General features: G+C 55.8%; 16 protein-coding genes and 1 tRNA gene. 13 read left to right on the forward strand and 4 right to left on the reverse strand.

Features of this window, described 5'->3' with window-relative positions:
• Positions 1-31 precede the first annotated feature (31 nt).
• Positions 32-898 (reverse strand): carbon-nitrogen hydrolase, encoded by an 867-nt coding sequence (locus RE6C_RS25225; RefSeq protein ID WP_008661196.1) that lies wholly within the window; start codon positions 896-898, stop codon positions 32-34.
• Between RE6C_RS25225 and bioD the strand changes: the two genes are divergently transcribed.
• Positions 897-1,667: a dethiobiotin synthase gene (bioD, locus tag RE6C_RS25230; protein ID WP_008661194.1), complete on the forward strand. Its 771-nt coding sequence runs from the start codon at positions 897-899 to the stop codon at positions 1,665-1,667. The two genes, RE6C_RS25225 and bioD, sit on opposite strands and share 2 nt — an antisense overlap.
• A 288-nt stretch (positions 1,668-1,955) precedes the next feature.
• A complete protein-coding gene (locus tag RE6C_RS25240) occupies positions 1,956-3,062 on the forward strand; it encodes a leucine-rich repeat domain-containing protein (protein ID WP_008661198.1) in 1,107 nt (368 codons plus the stop codon).
• Positions 3,063-3,102: 40 nt separating this feature from the next.
• On the opposite strand, the gene RE6C_RS25245 is transcribed toward RE6C_RS25240, so the two are convergent.
• Complete coding sequence (locus RE6C_RS25245; RefSeq protein WP_008661199.1) at positions 3,103-4,317, reverse strand: ribonuclease D; 1,215 nt, start codon at positions 4,315-4,317, stop codon at positions 3,103-3,105.
• A gap of 281 nt (positions 4,318-4,598) precedes the next feature.
• Between RE6C_RS25245 and RE6C_RS25250 the strand changes: the two genes are divergently transcribed.
• Positions 4,599-5,366, forward strand: a complete 768-nt coding sequence (locus RE6C_RS25250; RefSeq protein WP_261340134.1) for a (5-formylfuran-3-yl)methyl phosphate synthase — start codon at positions 4,599-4,601, stop codon at positions 5,364-5,366.
• A gap of 89 nt (positions 5,367-5,455) precedes the next feature.
• On the opposite strand, the gene tig is transcribed toward RE6C_RS25250, so the two are convergent.
• On the reverse strand, positions 5,456-6,976 hold the full coding sequence (gene tig, locus RE6C_RS25255) for a trigger factor (protein ID WP_008661204.1): 1,521 nt from the start codon (positions 6,974-6,976) through the stop codon (positions 5,456-5,458).
• A 254-nt stretch (positions 6,977-7,230) separates the two neighbouring features.
• Between tig and RE6C_RS25260 the strand changes: the two genes are divergently transcribed.
• The 8 genes from RE6C_RS25260 to RE6C_RS25295 all read left to right on the forward strand — a co-directional run bounded on the left by RE6C_RS25260 (position 7,231) and on the right by RE6C_RS25295 (position 15,455).
• Positions 7,231-7,303: transfer RNA gene (locus RE6C_RS25260), tRNA-Gly, on the forward strand.
• 159 nt (positions 7,304-7,462) lie between these two features.
• The gene (locus tag RE6C_RS25265; protein WP_008661207.1) at positions 7,463-8,473 is read left to right on the forward strand and encodes a ketoacyl-ACP synthase III; all 1,011 of its coding nucleotides are present in this window, start codon (positions 7,463-7,465) and stop codon (positions 8,471-8,473) included.
• Positions 8,474-8,616: 143 nt separating this feature from the next.
• On the forward strand, positions 8,617-9,396 hold the full coding sequence (locus tag RE6C_RS25270; RefSeq protein ID WP_008661208.1) for a YqgE/AlgH family protein: 780 nt from the start codon (positions 8,617-8,619) through the stop codon (positions 9,394-9,396).
• Entirely contained in the window at positions 9,397-10,110 is a 714-nt protein-coding gene (locus RE6C_RS25275; protein WP_008661210.1) for a metallophosphoesterase family protein, read from the forward strand.
• Positions 10,111-10,312: 202 nt separating this feature from the next.
• Positions 10,313-12,409: an NAD(+) synthase gene (locus tag RE6C_RS25280; RefSeq protein WP_236618520.1), complete on the forward strand. Its 2,097-nt coding sequence runs from the start codon at positions 10,313-10,315 to the stop codon at positions 12,407-12,409.
• A gap of 113 nt (positions 12,410-12,522) precedes the next feature.
• Positions 12,523-12,867 carry a rhodanese-like domain-containing protein gene (locus RE6C_RS25285; RefSeq protein WP_008661212.1) on the forward strand — a complete coding sequence of 115 codons (345 nt, stop codon included), beginning with the start codon at positions 12,523-12,525 and terminating at the stop codon, positions 12,865-12,867.
• A gap of 153 nt (positions 12,868-13,020) precedes the next feature.
• The gene (locus RE6C_RS25290) at positions 13,021-14,139 is read left to right on the forward strand and encodes a crotonobetainyl-CoA--carnitine CoA-transferase (RefSeq protein ID WP_236618521.1); all 1,119 of its coding nucleotides are present in this window, start codon (positions 13,021-13,023) and stop codon (positions 14,137-14,139) included.
• Between the two features lie 167 nt (positions 14,140-14,306).
• Positions 14,307-15,455, forward strand: coding sequence for a DUF1570 domain-containing protein (locus tag RE6C_RS25295; protein ID WP_390175931.1), 1,149 nt, complete (start codon positions 14,307-14,309; stop codon positions 15,453-15,455).
• A 92-nt stretch (positions 15,456-15,547) separates the two neighbouring features.
• Here the strand turns inward: RE6C_RS25295 and RE6C_RS25300 are convergent, their stop codons facing one another.
• The gene (locus RE6C_RS25300; protein WP_008661221.1) at positions 15,548-16,789 is read right to left on the reverse strand and encodes a DUF1559 domain-containing protein; all 1,242 of its coding nucleotides are present in this window, start codon (positions 16,787-16,789) and stop codon (positions 15,548-15,550) included.
• A 220-nt stretch (positions 16,790-17,009) separates the two neighbouring features.
• Between RE6C_RS25300 and RE6C_RS25305 the strand changes: the two genes are divergently transcribed.
• Both RE6C_RS25305 and RE6C_RS25315 read left to right on the forward strand, forming a co-directional pair.
• Entirely contained in the window at positions 17,010-17,405 is a 396-nt protein-coding gene (locus tag RE6C_RS25305) for a Dabb family protein (protein ID WP_008661223.1), read from the forward strand.
• A gap of 278 nt (positions 17,406-17,683) precedes the next feature.
• Positions 17,684-18,655: a LysR family transcriptional regulator gene (locus RE6C_RS25315; RefSeq protein WP_037198259.1), complete on the forward strand. Its 972-nt coding sequence runs from the start codon at positions 17,684-17,686 to the stop codon at positions 18,653-18,655.
• Positions 18,656-18,683: the final 28 nt, after the last annotated feature.

An 18,683-nucleotide genomic window follows, 5' to 3' on the forward strand; every position in this document is an offset into this window, starting at 1 on the left:
GCAACGTCGACATTCGAGATATCTTGGTCGCTCAGTCGATCCAGCGTTTCATGAGATCGCCGTACGCATCGATGCGGCGGTCACGCAGGAATGGCCAGTGTGTGCGAACGACATCGATGTCCGCAAACTGGCAATCGGCGGAAACGATTTGATCGCTTGAGCAATCGCCTTGCGAAAGAATCTCTCCCCGCGGGGAAGCGATGAAGGATGATCCCCAAAACTCGACGCGGCCTTCAATTCCGACTCGGTTGGGGGCTCCCAAATAGATTCCGTTGGCAATCGCGTGGGCCCGCATCGCTGTCATCCACGCATCACGCTGGCCTTCGCCGAACTCCTCTTTCTCTTCATCGATCCAGCCAATCGCGGTTGGGTAGAGCAATATTTCGGCGCCCGCGAGGGCAAAAAGGCGAGCCGCTTCTGGAAACCACTGATCCCAGCAAATTCCCACGCCCAATTTGGCGAAGCGGGTCGGAATGACTTTGAATCCCAAGTCGCCGGGTATGAAATAGAACTTCTCGTAGTACAACGGGTCGTCAGGAATGTGCATTTTTCGATACACGCCCGCGATGCTTCCATCCGCGTCGATGACGACGGCACTGTTGTGATAAACGCCTGGTGCTCTGCGTTCGAACAATGGGGCAACGATCACCACGCCCAATCGTTCCGCCACCGGTTGCAGGGCTTCGGTCGTCGGACCTGGAATTGATTCAGCCAAATCAAAGTTGTCGTGGTCTTCGCTTTGGCACGGGTAGCATGTGGCAAACAGTTCTTGCAAGCAGATGACCTGGGCACCTTCGGCGGCAGCCTTTTCAATCCATCTAATCGATGCATCGATCGACTTGTCTTTCGACCCCGCATCACGCATTTGAATCAACGACAATTTGACCGAAGAACTCATGGCAAGTCTCTATTTCGTTACGGGAACCGATACCGAGGTTGGCAAAACGTACTGCACCGCGAAAACGGTTGAGCGGTTGCGGGAATGCGGGCAACGCGTCGGGGTTTACAAACCGGTGGCCAGCGGTTGCGAGTTGCGCGCCGATGGCCAGCGGTATAGTGTCGATGCGACAACGCTATGGCAAGCGGCAGGACGCCCCAAAAACATCGATGCGGTTTGCCCGCAGCGTTTCATCGCTGCCGTGTCGCCGCCGCGTTCGGCCGCGAAAGAAGGAGCTCAGGTTGATACGCGGCGATTGCGAGATGGTTTGGCGGTTTGGTGCGACGGCGAATTCGACGTCGTCATGATTGAGGGCGCCGGCGGCTTGTTCAGTCCCATCAGCGACGATTGGCTGAACGTTGATTTGGCGATCGAGATGAAGCGGTGGAGCGATCAGGACGGTCATTCGTTTGAGTTGCTCTTAGTGGCACCGGACCGACTGGGAGTCTTGCATCATGTGATCTCGACCTCGCGAGCGGCAGAAGCCGCTGGGATGCCGATCACCGGATTGATTCTGAATCGAATGGATGACTCTGGGGACGATTCCACGCAAACAAATGCGGATGATTTGCGCCAGTGGTGTGGGATACCGATGATCGCATCGGTTCAGCACGCGGGTGGCCCGTTGGTCGTGATTTCCGGAGCGAATGATGGAAATGCGTCCGAGGAAACGTCTCGTGAAACAGCGTGTGGTGTGAATTTTTTAAATCAAACGACAATTCGGCGTTGACACTCATTTGTCGTCGGTGGTACCCCACTTCCAACGGCAAGGACATTCCCACCGCCGTCCCACCTTCGCCCATCCAAAAGATGAGCTTTACCATCCAGACATAAGTTTCGTTGACAAGGAATCGTTTGCGGGAATGATTTCTTCGTCCGATCACTCGGGCGGAAGCATTTGTACTCGCTGCGACGGTTACTGGGTCAATCGTCTCGGCGTTCTGCTTCTCGACGAAACTTAGCTGCGCACCGGAGCGTCGTTCATCGACGCTCCGGTGCCAGGATACAAATCTTCCTCATGTCATCGAACGAACTGCCAGACGACGACCGAGAGGAAGAAAAAGATTCTCCGGAAGAAGGGTCCGCCTTTGCCGCGGACCCGGGCGAAGCCAACGCTGAATCCCAGCCGGATAGCGATGAAGATGAATTGGGCGATGTCGTCGAGCCGGACGACGAAGAACAACCGCCCGTGCGAGTTAGCCTCAAAAAACGGCTGATCGCACTCTGCACGCCCACCAAGCTCGGCGTGAGTATCGCTGTCGTTGCAATCGTTGGGCTGGCGTGGTGGGCCACTCGGCCAATCGAACCGGTCAAGCCGCCGGAAAAGCCACCCGAGCCGGAAGAGCTCTACGCCCAGCAAATCGAGCAGGTTCTTAGCGGTGCATCGACTCAGCTGCACACGACCACCTATGAAATCGACAATGAAAAGCTGCTGTTGATTCCGTTGGAAGAACTGGAAAAAGCAGCTGAACAGCGGCGGCTGAATTTGCTCGCCGATGAACAAGCCTCGGATGACGATGAGGCGACGGATGAGTCTTCCTCGGACTCGGCTCCGCTTCCGCCCGGCAGCTCGCTTTCTTCCTCGGAAGAGGAGTCCGGCGAACCTCAGGTGTCGGAACTTCCCAAGCTGGACACGGTGTTGATTGATGAAGGCGTGATCACAGACGAAGGCATCGCCACGATCGCGAAAATTCCGGAGCTCCGGCACTTGCGATTGCGGCTTTCGCCGATCACCGACGAAGGTTTGAAGCCGTTGCTCGAGCGAAAATCAATTTGGTTTTTGAACCTGCCGCACAGCAGGTTGACCGAGAAAGGAATTCGTTCGCTCTCGGCACTGCCAAAGCTGCGTCAGCTTCGAGTCGGATCGACCTTGTTGGGGAACGATATCGGTCGCGCGTTGCTGGAAGTGAAATCGTTGCGAGGGTTGCACCTGATTGGTGTGCCGCTTTCAGATGAAGGTCTGAAGGTGATCGTCCAGCTTCCGCACTTGGAATCTTTGTATTTGGACGACGCCGCGATTACAGAGTCGGGTTGGGATTGGTTGTTTCAAAACCATCCTCAACTACACGTGCACATCAACCAACGTCACCACGACCGCGACCCGCAGCATCACAAGCACGAGTAGGGACCGAAGTCCACCATTTCGGTACGCGTCGTACCGAAGTTCACTCGTCAGGCTGGTTAGAGCCTTCGCACTCAACGAATTCGAGCGGTTGTTGCTCGGTGGTGTCCGCGACGCGAATCGCTAGTTCGCCGCGAAGGATCTTTCGGAATGCGGTGCCTACGATGTCACCACGCCATCCCTTTAGCAGCGATGGTGTGGGTGTCCCGCGACGAGGATCCAATTCGTAGGACAAGAGTTCTTTGACGTCATCGGAGTTGCCAACAATCGCGGGTGCCAGTTTTTGCTGGCGGCTGATGCAAGCGATCGAGGTCGAGAGGAACTGGCTCAGCATTGGCGAAGCACTTCGTGAGCGTCCACGCGTTCGTCGCGGCAAGTGTTCGTCGGGGACATCCAAAGCAGCCGCGATGGCGGCCCCGATTTCGTCGTACTGATCGTTGTACCCACGACGTTCCATGCCACGAATGTTGCGGATCTTCTTGGTGTCGGGGGAACCCTTTTTCGCGAGTTCCACCATCAAGTCATCTCGCATCACCCGACGAGGCAGCCGGTTCTTCGTGCGAGCGATTTCTTCGCGCCAACGCCAAAGGTGTCGGATGATCTCAAGCTGACGGGGTTTCAAACCGGAGCTGCCGCTGACACGCTGCCAGTTCTCACTTTCTTCAGCGTCGATGACTTTCTTTTGCAGACGATCGGTTTCTTCGTTCAGCCACGAAACGCGGTCGAGACCTTTGACATCCGCAATCAGCTTGGAGTGCATTTCCGCAAGCGTTGTCACGTCGTGCAATGCGTAAGTCAGCTGGTCCTTGGTCAGCGGCCGATGTCGCCAATTGGTTCGCGTTTCGCCTTTGGGAAGGGTTTGCCCCACCAATTTTTGAACCAGTGTCGCCAGCGAGGCAGGATATTCGATCCCGACAAATCCGGCGGCCAACTGAGTGTCGAACAGTCCGGCGATCGGTCGGCCCGAATAACGGTACGCGAATCGAATTTCTTCGCGAGCCGCATGAGCGATCACGACTCGGCTGCCGGGTTCGATCTGGTCGTCCGTCAGGATGTCCCAGAATGGCTTTGTGTCGCCAACGGTGTAAGGATCGATCACCGCCAAATGTTTGCCCGCAGCGACCTGGACCAGGCACAATTCGGGGCGGTAGCAGTCCTCAGAAACGAATTCTGTGTCAAAACCGATCACGGGTTCGTCCGCAATGGCATCGCAAAATTCAGCGAACTGCGAAGGCGTCTCGATGGAGTCGTAATTCACCGCGGCAAATCCGGTGTCTTGTTGGGCGACATTGATTTCACGTAAGTTGCGTTCCCGAAACGGTGTTTAGGAACATTTGAGAAACAAGTGTCGGACATCTTTTTCCGGAGCGGCCTGCTGCGTGCTTCGCACAAAAGGTACCTGACACTTGTTTCTTGCTCATTGCTTAGACGAAGACTGTAGCTTGCCCGCCGCTTCGGGTCGATCGGATGTAGTGGTAGCTCGGATCAGATTGCCCCGAAGGAACCGAAGTGGAGTCGACTTCCCCCCGCCAACGATTGGTGCTCGCAACAAGCGAAACTCGTCCTTCTTCTTTGCGGAGGGCAAGCGGGGACGCCGCTGAATTGCTAGTCAGTGTTCGGGATCTGGGGGAGGCCCGGGTGGCCGCCTCCGGGGGCGTCAATATTCTCGATTTCAAAGAGCCTTCGCGTGGAGCTTTGGCCGCATGCGATCCAAGTGTGTGGAAGTCAGCCGTCAGTGAATTTGTCGGTGAAGCACCAGCGGATCGCACTGTCCGTTTGTCAGCGGCGCTGGGTGAGTCCGAAACGGGGCCTGAGTTGTCCTCGCACGTTCCACCCGAGTTCTCTTTTGCAAAAGTCGGTCCGAGCGGTTGCTCAACCGCACCGAAACTGACTGGGCTTTGGGAGTCGATCCGACTGCCACAACCAGTCGAATTGGTGCCGGTCGCGTACGCGGATCACATTGCCGCTGGGGCGATGTCCGCCGAAGGAGTGCTCAACGCCGTGATCGAAACAGGGCGTCATCGATTGTTGATCGATACGTTCGGAAAAGACGGGCGAACGCTAACGGATCATATGACGATTGATCGGCTGAGATCACTTCTTTGCGTGGCGAGTGAGCACAGCGTTTGGATCGCTCTGGCGGGATCATTGCGGTTGCGAGAGATGCGTTCGCTCGGGACTGCCGGCGTGCGTCCGAATTGCTGGGGCGTTCGTGGGGATGTCTGTGACCAGCGCGATCGGACCGGGCAGATGGACTTGCGCAAGGTCACCGCATGGAGAAGGGCGATCGGATCTCCGGCGAACTGAGGTCGTTTGTATTTGCCAGTAGCGCATGAAAAAACGCCTGGTCGCGGATGGCGACCAGGCGTTGATGCGATTGGAAAAGAGACTTGGGATCAGTCCTTGTCTTTTTCCTGCTTTTCTTCCGTTTCAGCGCCCTTCGGCGTGTTGTCATCGTACTTGGCCGCTGGGATCGCGTCGTGATCCTTGGTTGGCAGCACTTCGTGATCGATGGCGAACTCTTCGTTCTTTTCTTCGGCTTCTTTTTCGACAGGTTCTTCGGTAACCGTTGCCGCTTCGGAGATCAGTTCAATGACCTTGCGTTCGACGATTTGGTTGCGAAGAGCGTCCATTTGACCGGTCTTTTCCAGACGAGCACGCACGCGACGTGGTGACGAATCGCTTTGCTCAGCGATCAACTGGATTTCAGTTTCGTATTCTTGAGGTTCCGCGTCGATTTTCTCTTCGTCGGCGATTTGCTCAAGGATGAAGTGTTCACGCAGCGAAGACTCGGTGCCTTGTTGCATGTTCTGCTTGCTGGCGTTGACGAAGCGACGAATCATGTCGTCGTCGAAGCCACTGCGACGGAACTCGAGAACCTTGCGGTCGAGTTCTCGTTTCATTTGGCGACGAACCAAGGTTGGTGGCAATTCGAAATCTGCCGAAGCAAGCAGTTTTTCGATGATGCTGCCACGCATCGCTTGTTCGGTGCGGAAGTTGGCTTGTCGTTCCAATGAACCACGAACGAATTCGCGGAGTTCATCTTCGGATTCGAACTCACCCAATTCGTCGAGGAATTCGGAGGTCAGTTCAGGAAGTTGCTCTTTCAAGACTTCGACGACCGTGAAGGTGGCGTCGATTTCTTTGCCTTGCATTTCTTCGTTGGCGTGACCTTCACCAAGTTTGACCTTGCCGGTCACAACGTCGCCTTCTTTGCAATCCTTCATCAGTTCGCCGAAGTTTTCGCAAACTGCATCGGAGAGGCTGAGGCGATTGGCCAACGTGACGCGTTCTTCATCCATCTCGGAGATGGTTTTGTCGCCGTCGACGAATTTCGCGGTGATCAACAAGCGATCGCCGAGTTCGGCTGGGGCGTCGCTGGCTTCCAAGGAAGCGTAACGCGAGAGGACACGTTGAAGAGCAGCGTCGACGTCTTCTTCGGAAGTCGTTTCGACGGGTTTTTTCAGTTCCAGCTTCTTCCAGTCTGGAGTTTCGAATTCAGGTCGCACTTCGATGCTGAACTGATATTTGAATTCACCTTTTTCAGGCAATTCGATCGACTCGTAATCGAAGTCGGGTTCACCGATCGCTGAGAACTCAGCGTCTTCGGTGACTTTGGCCAAGCTGTCCATCAACAGCGAGCCTTTGACTCGATCTTCGATGCGATCTTTGAATTGTTTTTCAACCAACTTGCGTGGCGCGCGGCCGGCACGGAACCCGGGAACCTGAGCTTCCGGAACGAGTTCGTCGTACGCGTCCTTCATGTAGCGATCCACTTCGCCACGAGGGATGGTGACAACAACCTCCCGCAAACAGGCATGAGGTTTTGAAACCTCCATGTTCAACTGCAGCGGGTCTTTGACGGGAGCAGCCGCGTCTTCGGCGGGCGTTGAATCGGTGTCGAAAGACGTGGACATCCTGATTTTGAACCTTGTGTTAGAAAAACGAATCGATCGAACCGGAACTGGCTCTCGATTACTTCGGGAAGCGAAATCGAATAGGCCGGGGTGATCGGACGCTTCGACCGGGGGGCCACCTGCTTCAGGGGCCGTTTCATGCAGCGGCAAAGTGTAGTGTTTTCCGGCGATGATCGACAAGCGGTTAAAAAACCTTTCAAGTCGACTTGCGACAAATCCGATGGTTCCTATACTGTGCCCCACACAACTGAAACGCGGCTGTAGCTCAGTTGGCAGAGCATCACGTTGCCAACGTGATTGTCGTCGGTTCGAATCCGATCAGCCGCTCTTCAAGACCACGCCCGGACATCACGGGCGTGGTTTTTTTATGCCCATTGGGGCGGATCCTCGTTTGCGAGTTGCCGTTGATGCGGAATGGCTGGTACGCTTCCGCGTTCATTCGAATGACCCACGTCAGTTTTCTTTAGCCTCTTCGCCGAGACGAACGTGCCCCACGCCCAGATTGGTCCCATCTCGGTGCATCTTCCGGAACATGTGGAAGACAATGCGACGCTGAAGGAACAGTTCCCCTCGTGGGATCTCGACTTGATCTCGGAGAAAACGGGGATTCACCAGCGGCACATCGCCAAGCCCGACGAGACCGCGGCGGATCTGGCCGTCCAGGCGTGCGAGCAATTGTTCGAACGCGAAAATCTGGATCGGTCGTCGATTGATTTCGTGCTGCTGTGCACCCAGACGCCGGATTATCCGCTGCCGACGACTGCGTGCCTGCTGCAGGATCGGTTGGGCCTGCGAACCCAGTGTGGCGCGATCGATTTCAATCTCGGCTGCAGTGGGTTTGTGTACGGCACCGCCATGGCCGACGGATTGATCCGAACCGGCGTTGCCAAAAAAGTGCTGCTGGTGACGGCGGAAACGTACAGCAAATACATCGATGAGAATGATCGCAGCCTGCGGACCATTTTTGGGGACGCCGCCGCGGCGGCTTTGATCACCTCCGCCGACCAGCCCTCTTTGTGGGGATATCAGTTCGGCAGCGACGGCAGTGGCGCGGACATGTTGATCGTGGGCAACGGCGGAAGCCGACCAGCCGAAGACGCGATTCCGCCCCGGCACCGAAAGCGTTGGAAGAGTCGTCTGTATATGGATGGCCCCAGCCTGATCAACTTCACGGTCGAAGCGATCCCAAGGTTGGTGGACGAGATTCTGGCGGAAAACGGCTTGTCGGACGACGAAATCGGCCACTACTTGTTCCATCAGGCCACCTGGAAAATGTTGGACCAACTTCGCAAGCGAATGGACATCTCGCCAGAGAGACTTCCGGTCGATTTGGCGGATGTTGGGAATACGGTATCTTGCACGTTGCCCATTCTGATCGACCGGATGCGACAACGTGACGAGCTGGTTCGAGATGCAACCAATGTCCTGGTTGGTTTTGGCGTCGGGCTGTCTTGGGGCGGATGTCTTTGGCGGGATCAGTACCGAGACCAGTCCTGAAATTAGCAATCAGCGGGAGTAGAAGACTCAGGTACCTTTTGTGCGAAGCACCCAGTGGGCCGTTCCGGCCGAAGGCACATGCAACTTCTTTTATTCAACCGTTCCTTATCCACGCAGTTGCCGGTCCTTGATCCGGGCTTGAGATGAAAACGTCCCAGAATTGCACCGGTTGTTTCCTGATCGCTTCGCCGTATTTGCATGACGGCAATTTTTTCCGGTCCGTCGTGCTCATCATTCGGCACACCGACGAAGGTGCTTTTGGCGTGGTGATCAACCGCGCCGGACCTCAGCGTTTTGGTGATGTCATCGCGATGAGCGATCCGTCGTGGCAGGCGTCCAGCGGTCCGGACATGAGTTCATTGCTGGCTTCCCAGGCTGATTCGGCACCTGGGAGTGATCCCAGCGATCTGGACAAAACAAACGAGTCTCTGCAGATTCACCCCGACCAAATTTATCTAGGCGGTCCAGTCAACGGACCCGTTTTGGCTCTTCACAACATCGCGGGTATCGGCGATCCCTGTGGGACGGACGTCGGCGAGGGGGCTGAAAATGATCCCGCAGGATCCAAGACCCAACTGCACGATCATCCAGCCGAACCGTGGGGTTCGATGTCGATCCAATGGGCCGACGTTCCCGCTTGGGTGACCTCGGATGAAGACCACTTGCGTTTGCTGGCTCGACGAGACGACGCCAAGTTGCGTTACGTCGTTGGCTATTCCGGATGGGGACCAATGCAATTGGAGAGCGAATTGGAAGACGGTGGTTGGCTGGTCACTCCCGCCGACACGGAATCGATCTTTGGTCCTTGCGAAGAAGTGTGGGAAAAATTGGTGCGTCGTTGTGGTCAAGCGATCATGAAAGATTTGACGCCGGACGTTCCTTTCCCTTCTGAGCAACAGGGTTTCGACCCGGGTGTGAATTGAATGGCTCGGTATGTGATCGGCGACGTCCACGGTTGCGCCAAAGCACTCCGGTCCATGATCCAGGAGCTCGCGCCGACCGCCGATGATGAGCTGATTTTTCTGGGCGACTACATCGACCGAGGTCCCGATTCGCGCGATGTCATCGATCAGTTGATCCGGTTGCAGTCGAAGTGCAAAGTGATTCCCCTACGCGGTAACCATGAATGGATGCTGCAAAGCGTGGTTTCGCGAGGTTTGGACGATGCGATGTGGCTTCGCAGCGGCGGCAAGGCAACGGTGACCAGCTACGGTGGTTCTGCCCAAAAGATTCCCAAGGATCACCTAGCGTTTTTCGAGTCGCTGCTTCCCAGTTATGAGACGGAACAAGAGATTTTCGTGCACGCGATGTACGACCCGAGTTGCGACGTCGAGTCACAGAGCGATGAGTTGACCTACTGGACCCATTTGCCAGCGAGTCTGCCCGCACCGCATCACAGCGGGAAACGCGTTTTCGTCGGGCATACGCCCCAGCCGACCGGTGAAGTTTTGCGGCACACGCACCTGGTTTGCATGGACACGTATTGTTTTGGCGGCGGGTTTCTCTCCGCGATGGACCTGGAATCTGAGACGGTCCTGCAAGTCGATCGACACGGGCATATTCGTCGAGTCCCCGTCGAGCGATTCGCGATGTTGATGAAAGGCTGCGTCCAGTGGTTCCGATCGCGGAAATCCTGATTCACGGCTTGTTATACTGAACCGACAGCACCATTTTGCACGAGCCCGATGCAGATGGCCGGTTGTTCGGGCCTCGGATGAGGGGCGTCTCCGATACTGCCGAATCGCCCCGAAGAGCATATGTCTGTCAGATGTTCATGCTTTTCGTTGTTGCCACGTCCCCGGAATACGAGACTAACCCGCTTTGACTTCATCGAACGAAATGACGATCCCAAAGCAGCGGCGGCAGCATGGTTTTTACCGAATCGCGGCGGTATCGCCGAAAGTCGTTGTGGCCGATCCCGCGGCAAATGCGGCGGAGACCATCGCCACGATGGACGCTGTCGTTCAGCAATCCAATCCTGACTTGATACTGTTCCCGGAACTTGGGCTGTCCGCTTACACGTGCGGCGATCTGTTCGCGACACAAACGCTGTTGGACGCGAGTCTGGATGCACTTCGGGCGATCGCGACGCATTCCTATTCTTGCGACGCCGCGATCGTCGTGGGTTTGCCGCTGCGTGTGGGAACCAGCGTCATGAATGTTGCCGCCTTGGTTCGCGGTGGGTTTATTCGCGGATTGGTACCCAAAACGTTCTTGCCCAACTATCGCGAATTTTATGAGGCGAGGCATTTCCAGGCGGCTTCGGCCAACGATCCCGAGACCGTTCGGATTGATGGAAATGACATTCCCTTTGGCACTGATTTGCTGTTTCAAGACGATGCGGCGACGCTTGGGGTGGAAATCTGCGAAGACCTTTGGGTGCCAGTTCCACCAAGTAGTTATGCGGCACTCGCTGGTGCAAACGTGATCGCCAATTTGTCGGCCAGTAACGAATTGATTGGCAAGGCTCAGTGGCGTCGAGATTTGGTTGTCAGTCAATCGGGGCGATTGCTCTCGGCCTACGCCTACTCTTCGGCGGGTGGTGGTGAATCAACGAGTGACTTGGTCTTTGGTGGACATTGTTTGATCGCCGAAAACGGTGCTTTGATCGGGGAGTCTCGACGGATTGGCGATACCGATGACGAAGACTTGCCAGTTCAGACACAGTTGATTCGGGACGTCGATTTGCAACGGCTTGATCACGATCGACGCGTGGTTGGCTCGTTCGATGATTTTCAATCTTCGTTGCCTCGACCCTATCGAACGGTGGATGTTGCCTTGGCTGGTTCGGGTAGGAAGCAGGGACCGTCAGTGGCGTCGCCGCAAAGCGAAAAGCTTAATGAGCGAGGTGATAAGGAGCACGACCAGGCAGATGCGAATCGGCTGCTCCGGCGAGTGGATCCGCATCCTTTTGTGCCGGACGATTTGTCCAAACGAGAGGAACGGTGTGGAGAAATTTTGGCGATTCAAACCGCTGGGTTGGTCAAACGGTTGCAGCAATTGCCCGCGGATCTACCGTTGACGATTGGAATCTCCGGTGGGCTCGATAGCACATTGGCGTTGCTGGTTGCCGTTTCGGCGGTGGATCAACTGAAGCGAGATCGAAAGGTGATCGATGCGATCATCATGCCTGGATTCGGCACGACCCAGCACACCAATGACAGCGCGACCCAATTGGTCGAAGGGCTGGGGGTGACGTCGGAAAGCATCGATATCCGCCCGCTCGCATTGCGAACGTTTCTGGATATTGGGCATTCGCCTTTGGGGTTGGAGATCGATGCATCGACCGAAATTGACGACCTGCAATCGCGACTTCAGAAAGTCGATGCCAACGCGACCGACTTGAAATTCGAGAACGTCCAGGCACGTCTGCGAACGATGCTGCTGATGAGTCGCGGGTTTGTGCTTGGAACGGGGGACCTTTCCGAGCAGGCTTTGGGATGGAGCACTTACAACGGCGATCACATGTCCATGTACAACGTGAACGCTTCGGTTCCAAAGACGTTGGTTCGTTACTTGGTGCAGTACGCCGCCGACCATCGGTATCGTTCGACCTTGCACGAGACGTTGCATCGGATCGCCGACACGCCGATTTCGCCCGAGCTTTTGCCGCCCACCGAAGATGGTGAGATTCGGCAGAACACTGAGGCCTCGATCGGTCCGTACGAACTGCATGATTTCTTTCTCTATCACTTCGTTCGCGGTGGCTGTGACGTTGCGAAAATGTGTTTTTTGGCGGGGCAGACGGACTTTGATTTGCCGCATTCCGCCGAGGTGATCGAGACGACGGCCAAAACGTTTGTTCGGCGATTCTTCCAAAATCAATTCAAACGCAATTGTGTCCCGGATGGCCCGAAGATCGGATCGGTCAGCTTGTCGCCTCGCGGTGATTGGCGGATGCCGGCGGATGCGTCGAGCGCCGCGTTCCGTGATTGAACTTCGTTGCCACCCATTCGCGTCGAAGCGATGGCGTGCACAATATGGGCCACCGGTTTGGCAGCAAGTTGCCATGCCAGCGAATCCATTTCTGTTCCTTGAGACCATGATCCATGTCAAACGATTCTGCCTTGCCACTTGAAATCACGGTTGCTGATTTGGACGCGATGCGAACCCGCGGCGACGAGTTCGTTTTGTTGGATGTGCGCGAAACTGCCGAGTATGAAACGGCTCGTATCGAGGGTTCGAAACTGTTGCCGATGAGCGAGATTCAGCAACGTTTGTCAGAACTCGACGAGCATCGCGAAGATCACATTGTTGTTCAGTGTCACCACGGTGGACGCAGCATGCAGGTGACTCAGTTCTTGCAATCGCAGGGATTTGAGAAGGTTCAGAACTTGGCTGGTGGAATCGATCAATGGTCCCAGCAAATCGATTCGTCGGTTCCTCGCTATTGAGTTTCCCGGTCCGGTGAAGTGAAACTTTAACGCGTTGGTAAGGTGCGCGGTTTGAGGTGCTTTTGCCTGTCGTTCGGATAGTTTTAGTCCTAACGATCATTCCTCGTCGATAAGCGATGTCAGTCATCCAAAGTTCGACGGAGAAAGTAGCTGATGTCTTGGACCTTTACGAAGAATCGACGTGCGTCTGATTTGTGTGTCACATCCCGTTTGCAGCCGGGACGGCGAATCACGGCGGTTCGCTTGTTGGCCGCGTGGGCAATGGTTGCTGCCATGGCGTGCGTTGCTGTTAGCGACGTCGCGGCGCAGTCTTGCAGTTGCGGCGAACCAGCCTGTGGTTTGGATTCGCCCTCCTGCGGCAGTGAGCCAACATGCGGGCTCGAACCCGCCTGCGGATGCGAAGCTCCCCTGGCGTTCCCCGCTTTGCGTGCACATCTGAGTGCTTCCTGCGGTTGCGAAACCGAGTGCTCGTGCAGTGTGGAACCGGAGTGCGGGGCGGAGCCTCTTCGCGGCGTCACCCCGTTTTTCGCTAACGATCCCAGCTGCGGATTCGATGCGACCTGTGATTGCGAGTCCGCAGGATGCTCCAGTTGCAGCAAACCGGATAGCGGCGGATTCCTCGGACGACACAAAGTTCAGAAGTGCAATCCGATCTATCAAACGTTGGACCTTGCTGCTTGTGGCGTGGAACGCGTTTTCGAAGTCGGTGCCTTCTTGGTGCACGGAAAACGTTGTCATCGCGGATGCGAATCAGGGTGTCAAACCTGCAGTCACTGTGAACCGTCAGCCGGGGCAGTGCATGGTCACGAAGTCCATTCCTACGGCCATCATCACGTGATCGAAGCTCCCGTCGTGATGGAGTCCCGCGGGATGCCACACATGTCGAGCCCGACCGTGAACGAAGTGACGCCTTACGCTCAGCGAAAACCAAGCATGCAAGGAATTCCAACCCCCGCACCGCAACCGCTCACTGATAGCCCGAAGACAACGATTCGCAAAACGAATCCTGGCTTGCCCGCGGTTCCAAAACCGGTCCCTGCTGAGGCGGCTCCAGGTCGCAATTCAAACGGACGAGCGGGATCGCTATTCGACGAGATGCGAAATCCGTTCGAGGACGATTCGGCCAGCGTTAGCAAGCGTCGAGTGAAGGTTCGCCAGACTTCGTACGACGGCGAAGAGCCAGAAGGCTTGCGTCGAATCCCACGTCCGGTTCGCAAAGCGGCGACGCAGCCAACCGAAGCAGATGACTTTGCCGACTACTTCCGAAAGTAGTCACGGTCGACCGGGCTTGGTTTTGAACCAGGATTGACGGGCCCGGCGGCTGGCGGCCTGCGTCTCACGATCGAATGAGGCGAGGCGGAATCATTGACATGATTTGGATGGTCTACAATGGTGACGGGTGAGCAACCCGTCGCCATTTTTTTGTGGATTCGCCTGCGATGTCTCGGCATGTGGGTCCGCTTCGGTCATCGTTCTCATTGGATTTGTTTGTTGTGACAAGACGCACCGTATTGATCCTATTCGCCGTGCTGACATTCTGGATTGGCTCCGCCGATTCTAGCGCGCACGCGGATATCATCACTTTCAACGGTGGTGCGGATGATTCGGCCGAACAAGAGCAGACCATCGATGCTGAAATTTTGGTCGAGGCTGCCGACGGCGGGGTTTTGGCTCGTTGCGATGCTGGGCGACTATGGACGATCCAGCCGGACATGATCGTTCAACGAACGAAGCAGCCCGCGGGTCCGCCGATCGATCAAGAGACCATGGCTCGTCGGATGTTGGACGAGCTGCCAAAGGGTTTCCAGGTTTACCGGACTGCAAATTACTTGCTGCTTCATCAAGGCAACGAAGCCTACGCGAGAGACTGCGGCGTTTTGTTTGAACAGCTGCATCGCGGTTTTTTCACGTACTGGAAAAACCAGCACGTTGATCTCGAAGAGCCACGTTATCCCTTGGTCGCGCTGGTGCTCGCCAACCACAACGAGTTCTTGAAGTACGCGAGCCAAGAAATTGGTGACACGGCGAAGAGCGTCATTGGCTACTACCACTTGGAGAGCAATCGAATGACAACGTTCCGAGTGCCAAACTTGGAACGAAACATTGCCACGATCATTCATGAGGCGACGCACCAACTGGCCTACAACTGCGGGTTGCAGACTCGGTTCGCTGACAATCCGATGTGGGTTAGCGAAGGGTTGGCGATGTTTTTCGAATCGCCCGACTTCAGCAACCCGCGTGGTTGGCGAGGGATCGGGCGAGTCAACGCGGTCAACCTGGGCCGCTTTCGACGTTATCTTTCTTCGCGCCCCGATGATTCGCTGGCGACACTTTTGTCGGATGATTCGCGATTCCGTTCCGTTTCGACGGCGGAAGACGCTTACGGTGAATCTTGGGCGTTGACGTACTTTTTGTTAAAGACACAACGGAAAGAGTTTGTGTCGTATCTGCAGAAGCTCAGCGAGTCCAAGCCTCTCGACGAAAGAACGCCTCGAGAACGAATCGAAGATTTCGAAAGCTCGATGGACATGACCCTGGAACAGCTCGATCGCAAATTTATCACCTACATGCGACGCGTTCGCAACTGAAGTGATGGACGGGGCAACGAGTTCTGGAGTCCGGGACTCGTGGCCTCGTCCATTACCGATTCAGCGTCTGTTTTTCAGGCGGTCTTAGCCCGTTAGAACTCGCCGTTGATGACTTCGCGAGCGGCGCGTGTTCCCAGTGCACCCCACAGTCCATAGGGGCTTTCCGATCCGGCAGCCGTTGGGCTGTCGGTTTGCCCGGACAACGCCTTGCAATACACGCACGGGACACGCGAATTGCCGGCTTCGATTGAGTCGGTGATGAACTTCACCGCGCCATCGGACATGACGACATGAACTCCGCCCATATGATAGCTGCTGGGTGGTGCAATGCCGTAGGTGTCCGAGTGCCCAACCAGGCAGACTTCTGAGTTCGGGCCGAGAATGGTGTTGAATTGCGACTGGAGCGTGTGGAAGTCCGCCCAACGCATCCCTCGCTGTGACACTGGTGCATAAACGCGAGCGTCTTCGGTCCAGAAATTGGGACGTTCGGGATCGATGAACCCGAGGTCAAAGCAACGTTTCGGATTGTTGGCGATTTGAAAGAAGCCACCTTTCGCATTGGTGAATCCGATCGTGCGGTTGTCGCGATCGTCCAAGCCTGTCGCGATTTCACCGACCGCGATGGTGTTGCTGAGTCCGTCGGTGAAGTCACGGAAACGCATCGACTTGCGAGGCACAAAGGCACCGCGAAGTCCACATTGAGCGCGTTGCATCGCCAAGCGTTCGTTGTATTCCCAGCGGTTTGCACTCGAGTTCCAAACCGTCACCCCATGTTCGGCTTCATAAAATCCGTCGCCGGTGCAGGCTGCGTAGTTCGTGCGGCCGAGTCCCGGCAATCCAAATCCTGGATCGCTTGGGCAACGATAGGTTGGGATCTCGGTTGCCCAGGGCGGGTATTGGATCGTCCAAGGTCGTGGTCCAAACGCGGGCCAGATGTCACCATCCGCTTCGATCAACGGGTTGCTGACCATCGACCAAATGGATTGTTGTTCGACATACGGCAGCAAGCCAACCAGATAGGTCAGCTCCATTCGCGTGAACCCGGTGCCATCGTTCGCACTTCCACGACCGGCGGTGTTGTCGTTTTCATCGGTGGGGCCAACTCCGTGAATCGGCAACTGATTGAAGGCGGAGTGATAGTTGTGCAGCCCCAATCCGATCTGCTTCATGTTGTTGCCGCAACTCATTCGTCGAGCGGCTTCGCGAGCGGACTGAACCGCCGGTAGAAGCAACGCGACCAAGACGCCGATGATGGCGATCACCACCAACAGTTCGACGAGAGTGAACGCCGAGCGTTCCGAGTTGCAGCGTCGAGAGAAATGAGTGAGAAGCATGACGGATCCACAAGAAAAACGTGGGATGTGATGTCAATGCTTCCATGCATGTGCCGGGGTCGTTGTACGCATGTCGCCAGAGGTGAACAAGTAAAAATTTGCAACCCAGCAGTGGAAGCACGATCAAGCGAGCCCGCGAGGGCTTGCACGACTAGCTGACAGTCATCGAACACGCGACAATGGGGCTTTCGTCCGTTACCGCTACCATCGAGAGAGAGTCATGCGTTTGTTGTTAGGTTTAGGAATTTGTTTTGTCGCCGCCGCGGTCATGCAGTTGTCAGCCACAGGAGCTGAGGAAGAAGTGTCCAAGAAAACGCTCCGCCACGTCGTGATGTTTGGTTTTAAAGAGGCCAGTTCGGACGCAGACGTCCAAAAGGTCGTCGACGCGTTTCGCAATTTGCCCAACGAAATTCCTGAGATTGCGGACTTCGAATTCGGCACCAACAATTCGCCCGAGGGTCTCAATGACGGGCTGACTCATTGTTTCCTGGTGACCTTCAACAATGAGAAGGATCGCGAGACGTACCTGCCGCACCCAGCACACAAGGCGTTCGTCGAGGTGCTGAAGCCTCACCTCGAAAAAGTGGTCGTTATCGATTATTGGGCCGATAAGTAGTCCGGTTGATGACGTTCCAGACTGGTCAATGAGGTTCCATCCGCCCAACTTGGCGGATTTCGAGCTGCCCTTGATCGGTTTTGGTTGCAGCCCGAAAAATTCAGAAAAGCCCGGCAATTGCGGTCCAAAACAGCTGCCGGGCTTTTTCGTTGACCTATCGCATCGGGGCCGAGCGGCTGAACGCTTGACCAAATTTGCATCCGTGGCTATTCTCCGTCATCAATCCGGCTAAGGGTGGCCGGACGCATCATAAGGAAATTTAATACAGCAGGTTGTCGTTGCAGTTTCGTACGCTTGAATTGTTCTGTCGTGTCGCAGATCACCGTAGCTTTTCCAAGGCCGCGGTTGATTGCGGATTGACCCAGAGCGCGGTCAGTCAAGCCATCAGTGGATTGGAAGAATCCGTTGGGGCGTGTCTGATTGATCGCTCGAGTCGACCATTGGGTTTGACTGAAGCGGGCGAGATTTACCTGTGCGGCGTCCGCGACGTGATCCGCCAATACAACGAACTGGAGCAGCGCGTCCGGTTCCGAGGCGAGCGATTGACGGGCAGCGTCACCGTTGGCGCGATCTATTCGGTCGGTCTGAGCTACATGCCCGAAGCCACCAAGGTCTTCGAGACTCAGCATCCTGATGTCAAAGTTCGAACCGAGTTCGGAAGCAGCCAACGCGTCGTGCAAATGGTGCTCGATGGTGGCGTCGAATTCGGTCTGGTGAGTTTCCCTCGCAGCACAAAAGCTTTGGGCACCATTCCTTGGCAATCCGAGCCGATGCGTTTGGTGTGTTCCGACGACCACCCCTTCGCTAAGCGAACAGAAGTCTCCGCGTCGGAACTCAGTGGCATGGAGATGGTTGGTTTTGAGCGAGGGTTGGTGCTGCGTCAGGCCATCGATCAGTGTTTAAAACGAGCCGGAATCTCGGTTGTGACTCAGATGGAGTTCGACAACGCGGATTCGATGGTGCGTGCCATTCAAGCGAACCGAGGTTTGGGAATTGTTCCCGAGGCGGCGGTCCGACGCGAAACGGCCAACGGGACCTTACGCGTGGTCGCTTGTCCCGAAATTCAGATGGTCCGACCACTTGGGATCATCTTTCGCCGCAGCAGCAAGCTCAGTCGCGCGGCAATTGAATTGGGATCACTTCTTCTGGGGCGGGAGATGGAACCTGAACTGAGAACCAAATCAGAAGCTGCGAAAGCAGATCGAAAGAAAAATCAAACCAAAGACCGGGCGGTCTCGGTCGTCGCATGATCCGCGACTCAGACTCAAACGCCCCTTC

This window comes from Rhodopirellula europaea 6C, assembly GCF_000338295.1.
GTDB lineage: Bacteria > Planctomycetota > Planctomycetia > Pirellulales > Pirellulaceae > Rhodopirellula > Rhodopirellula europaea.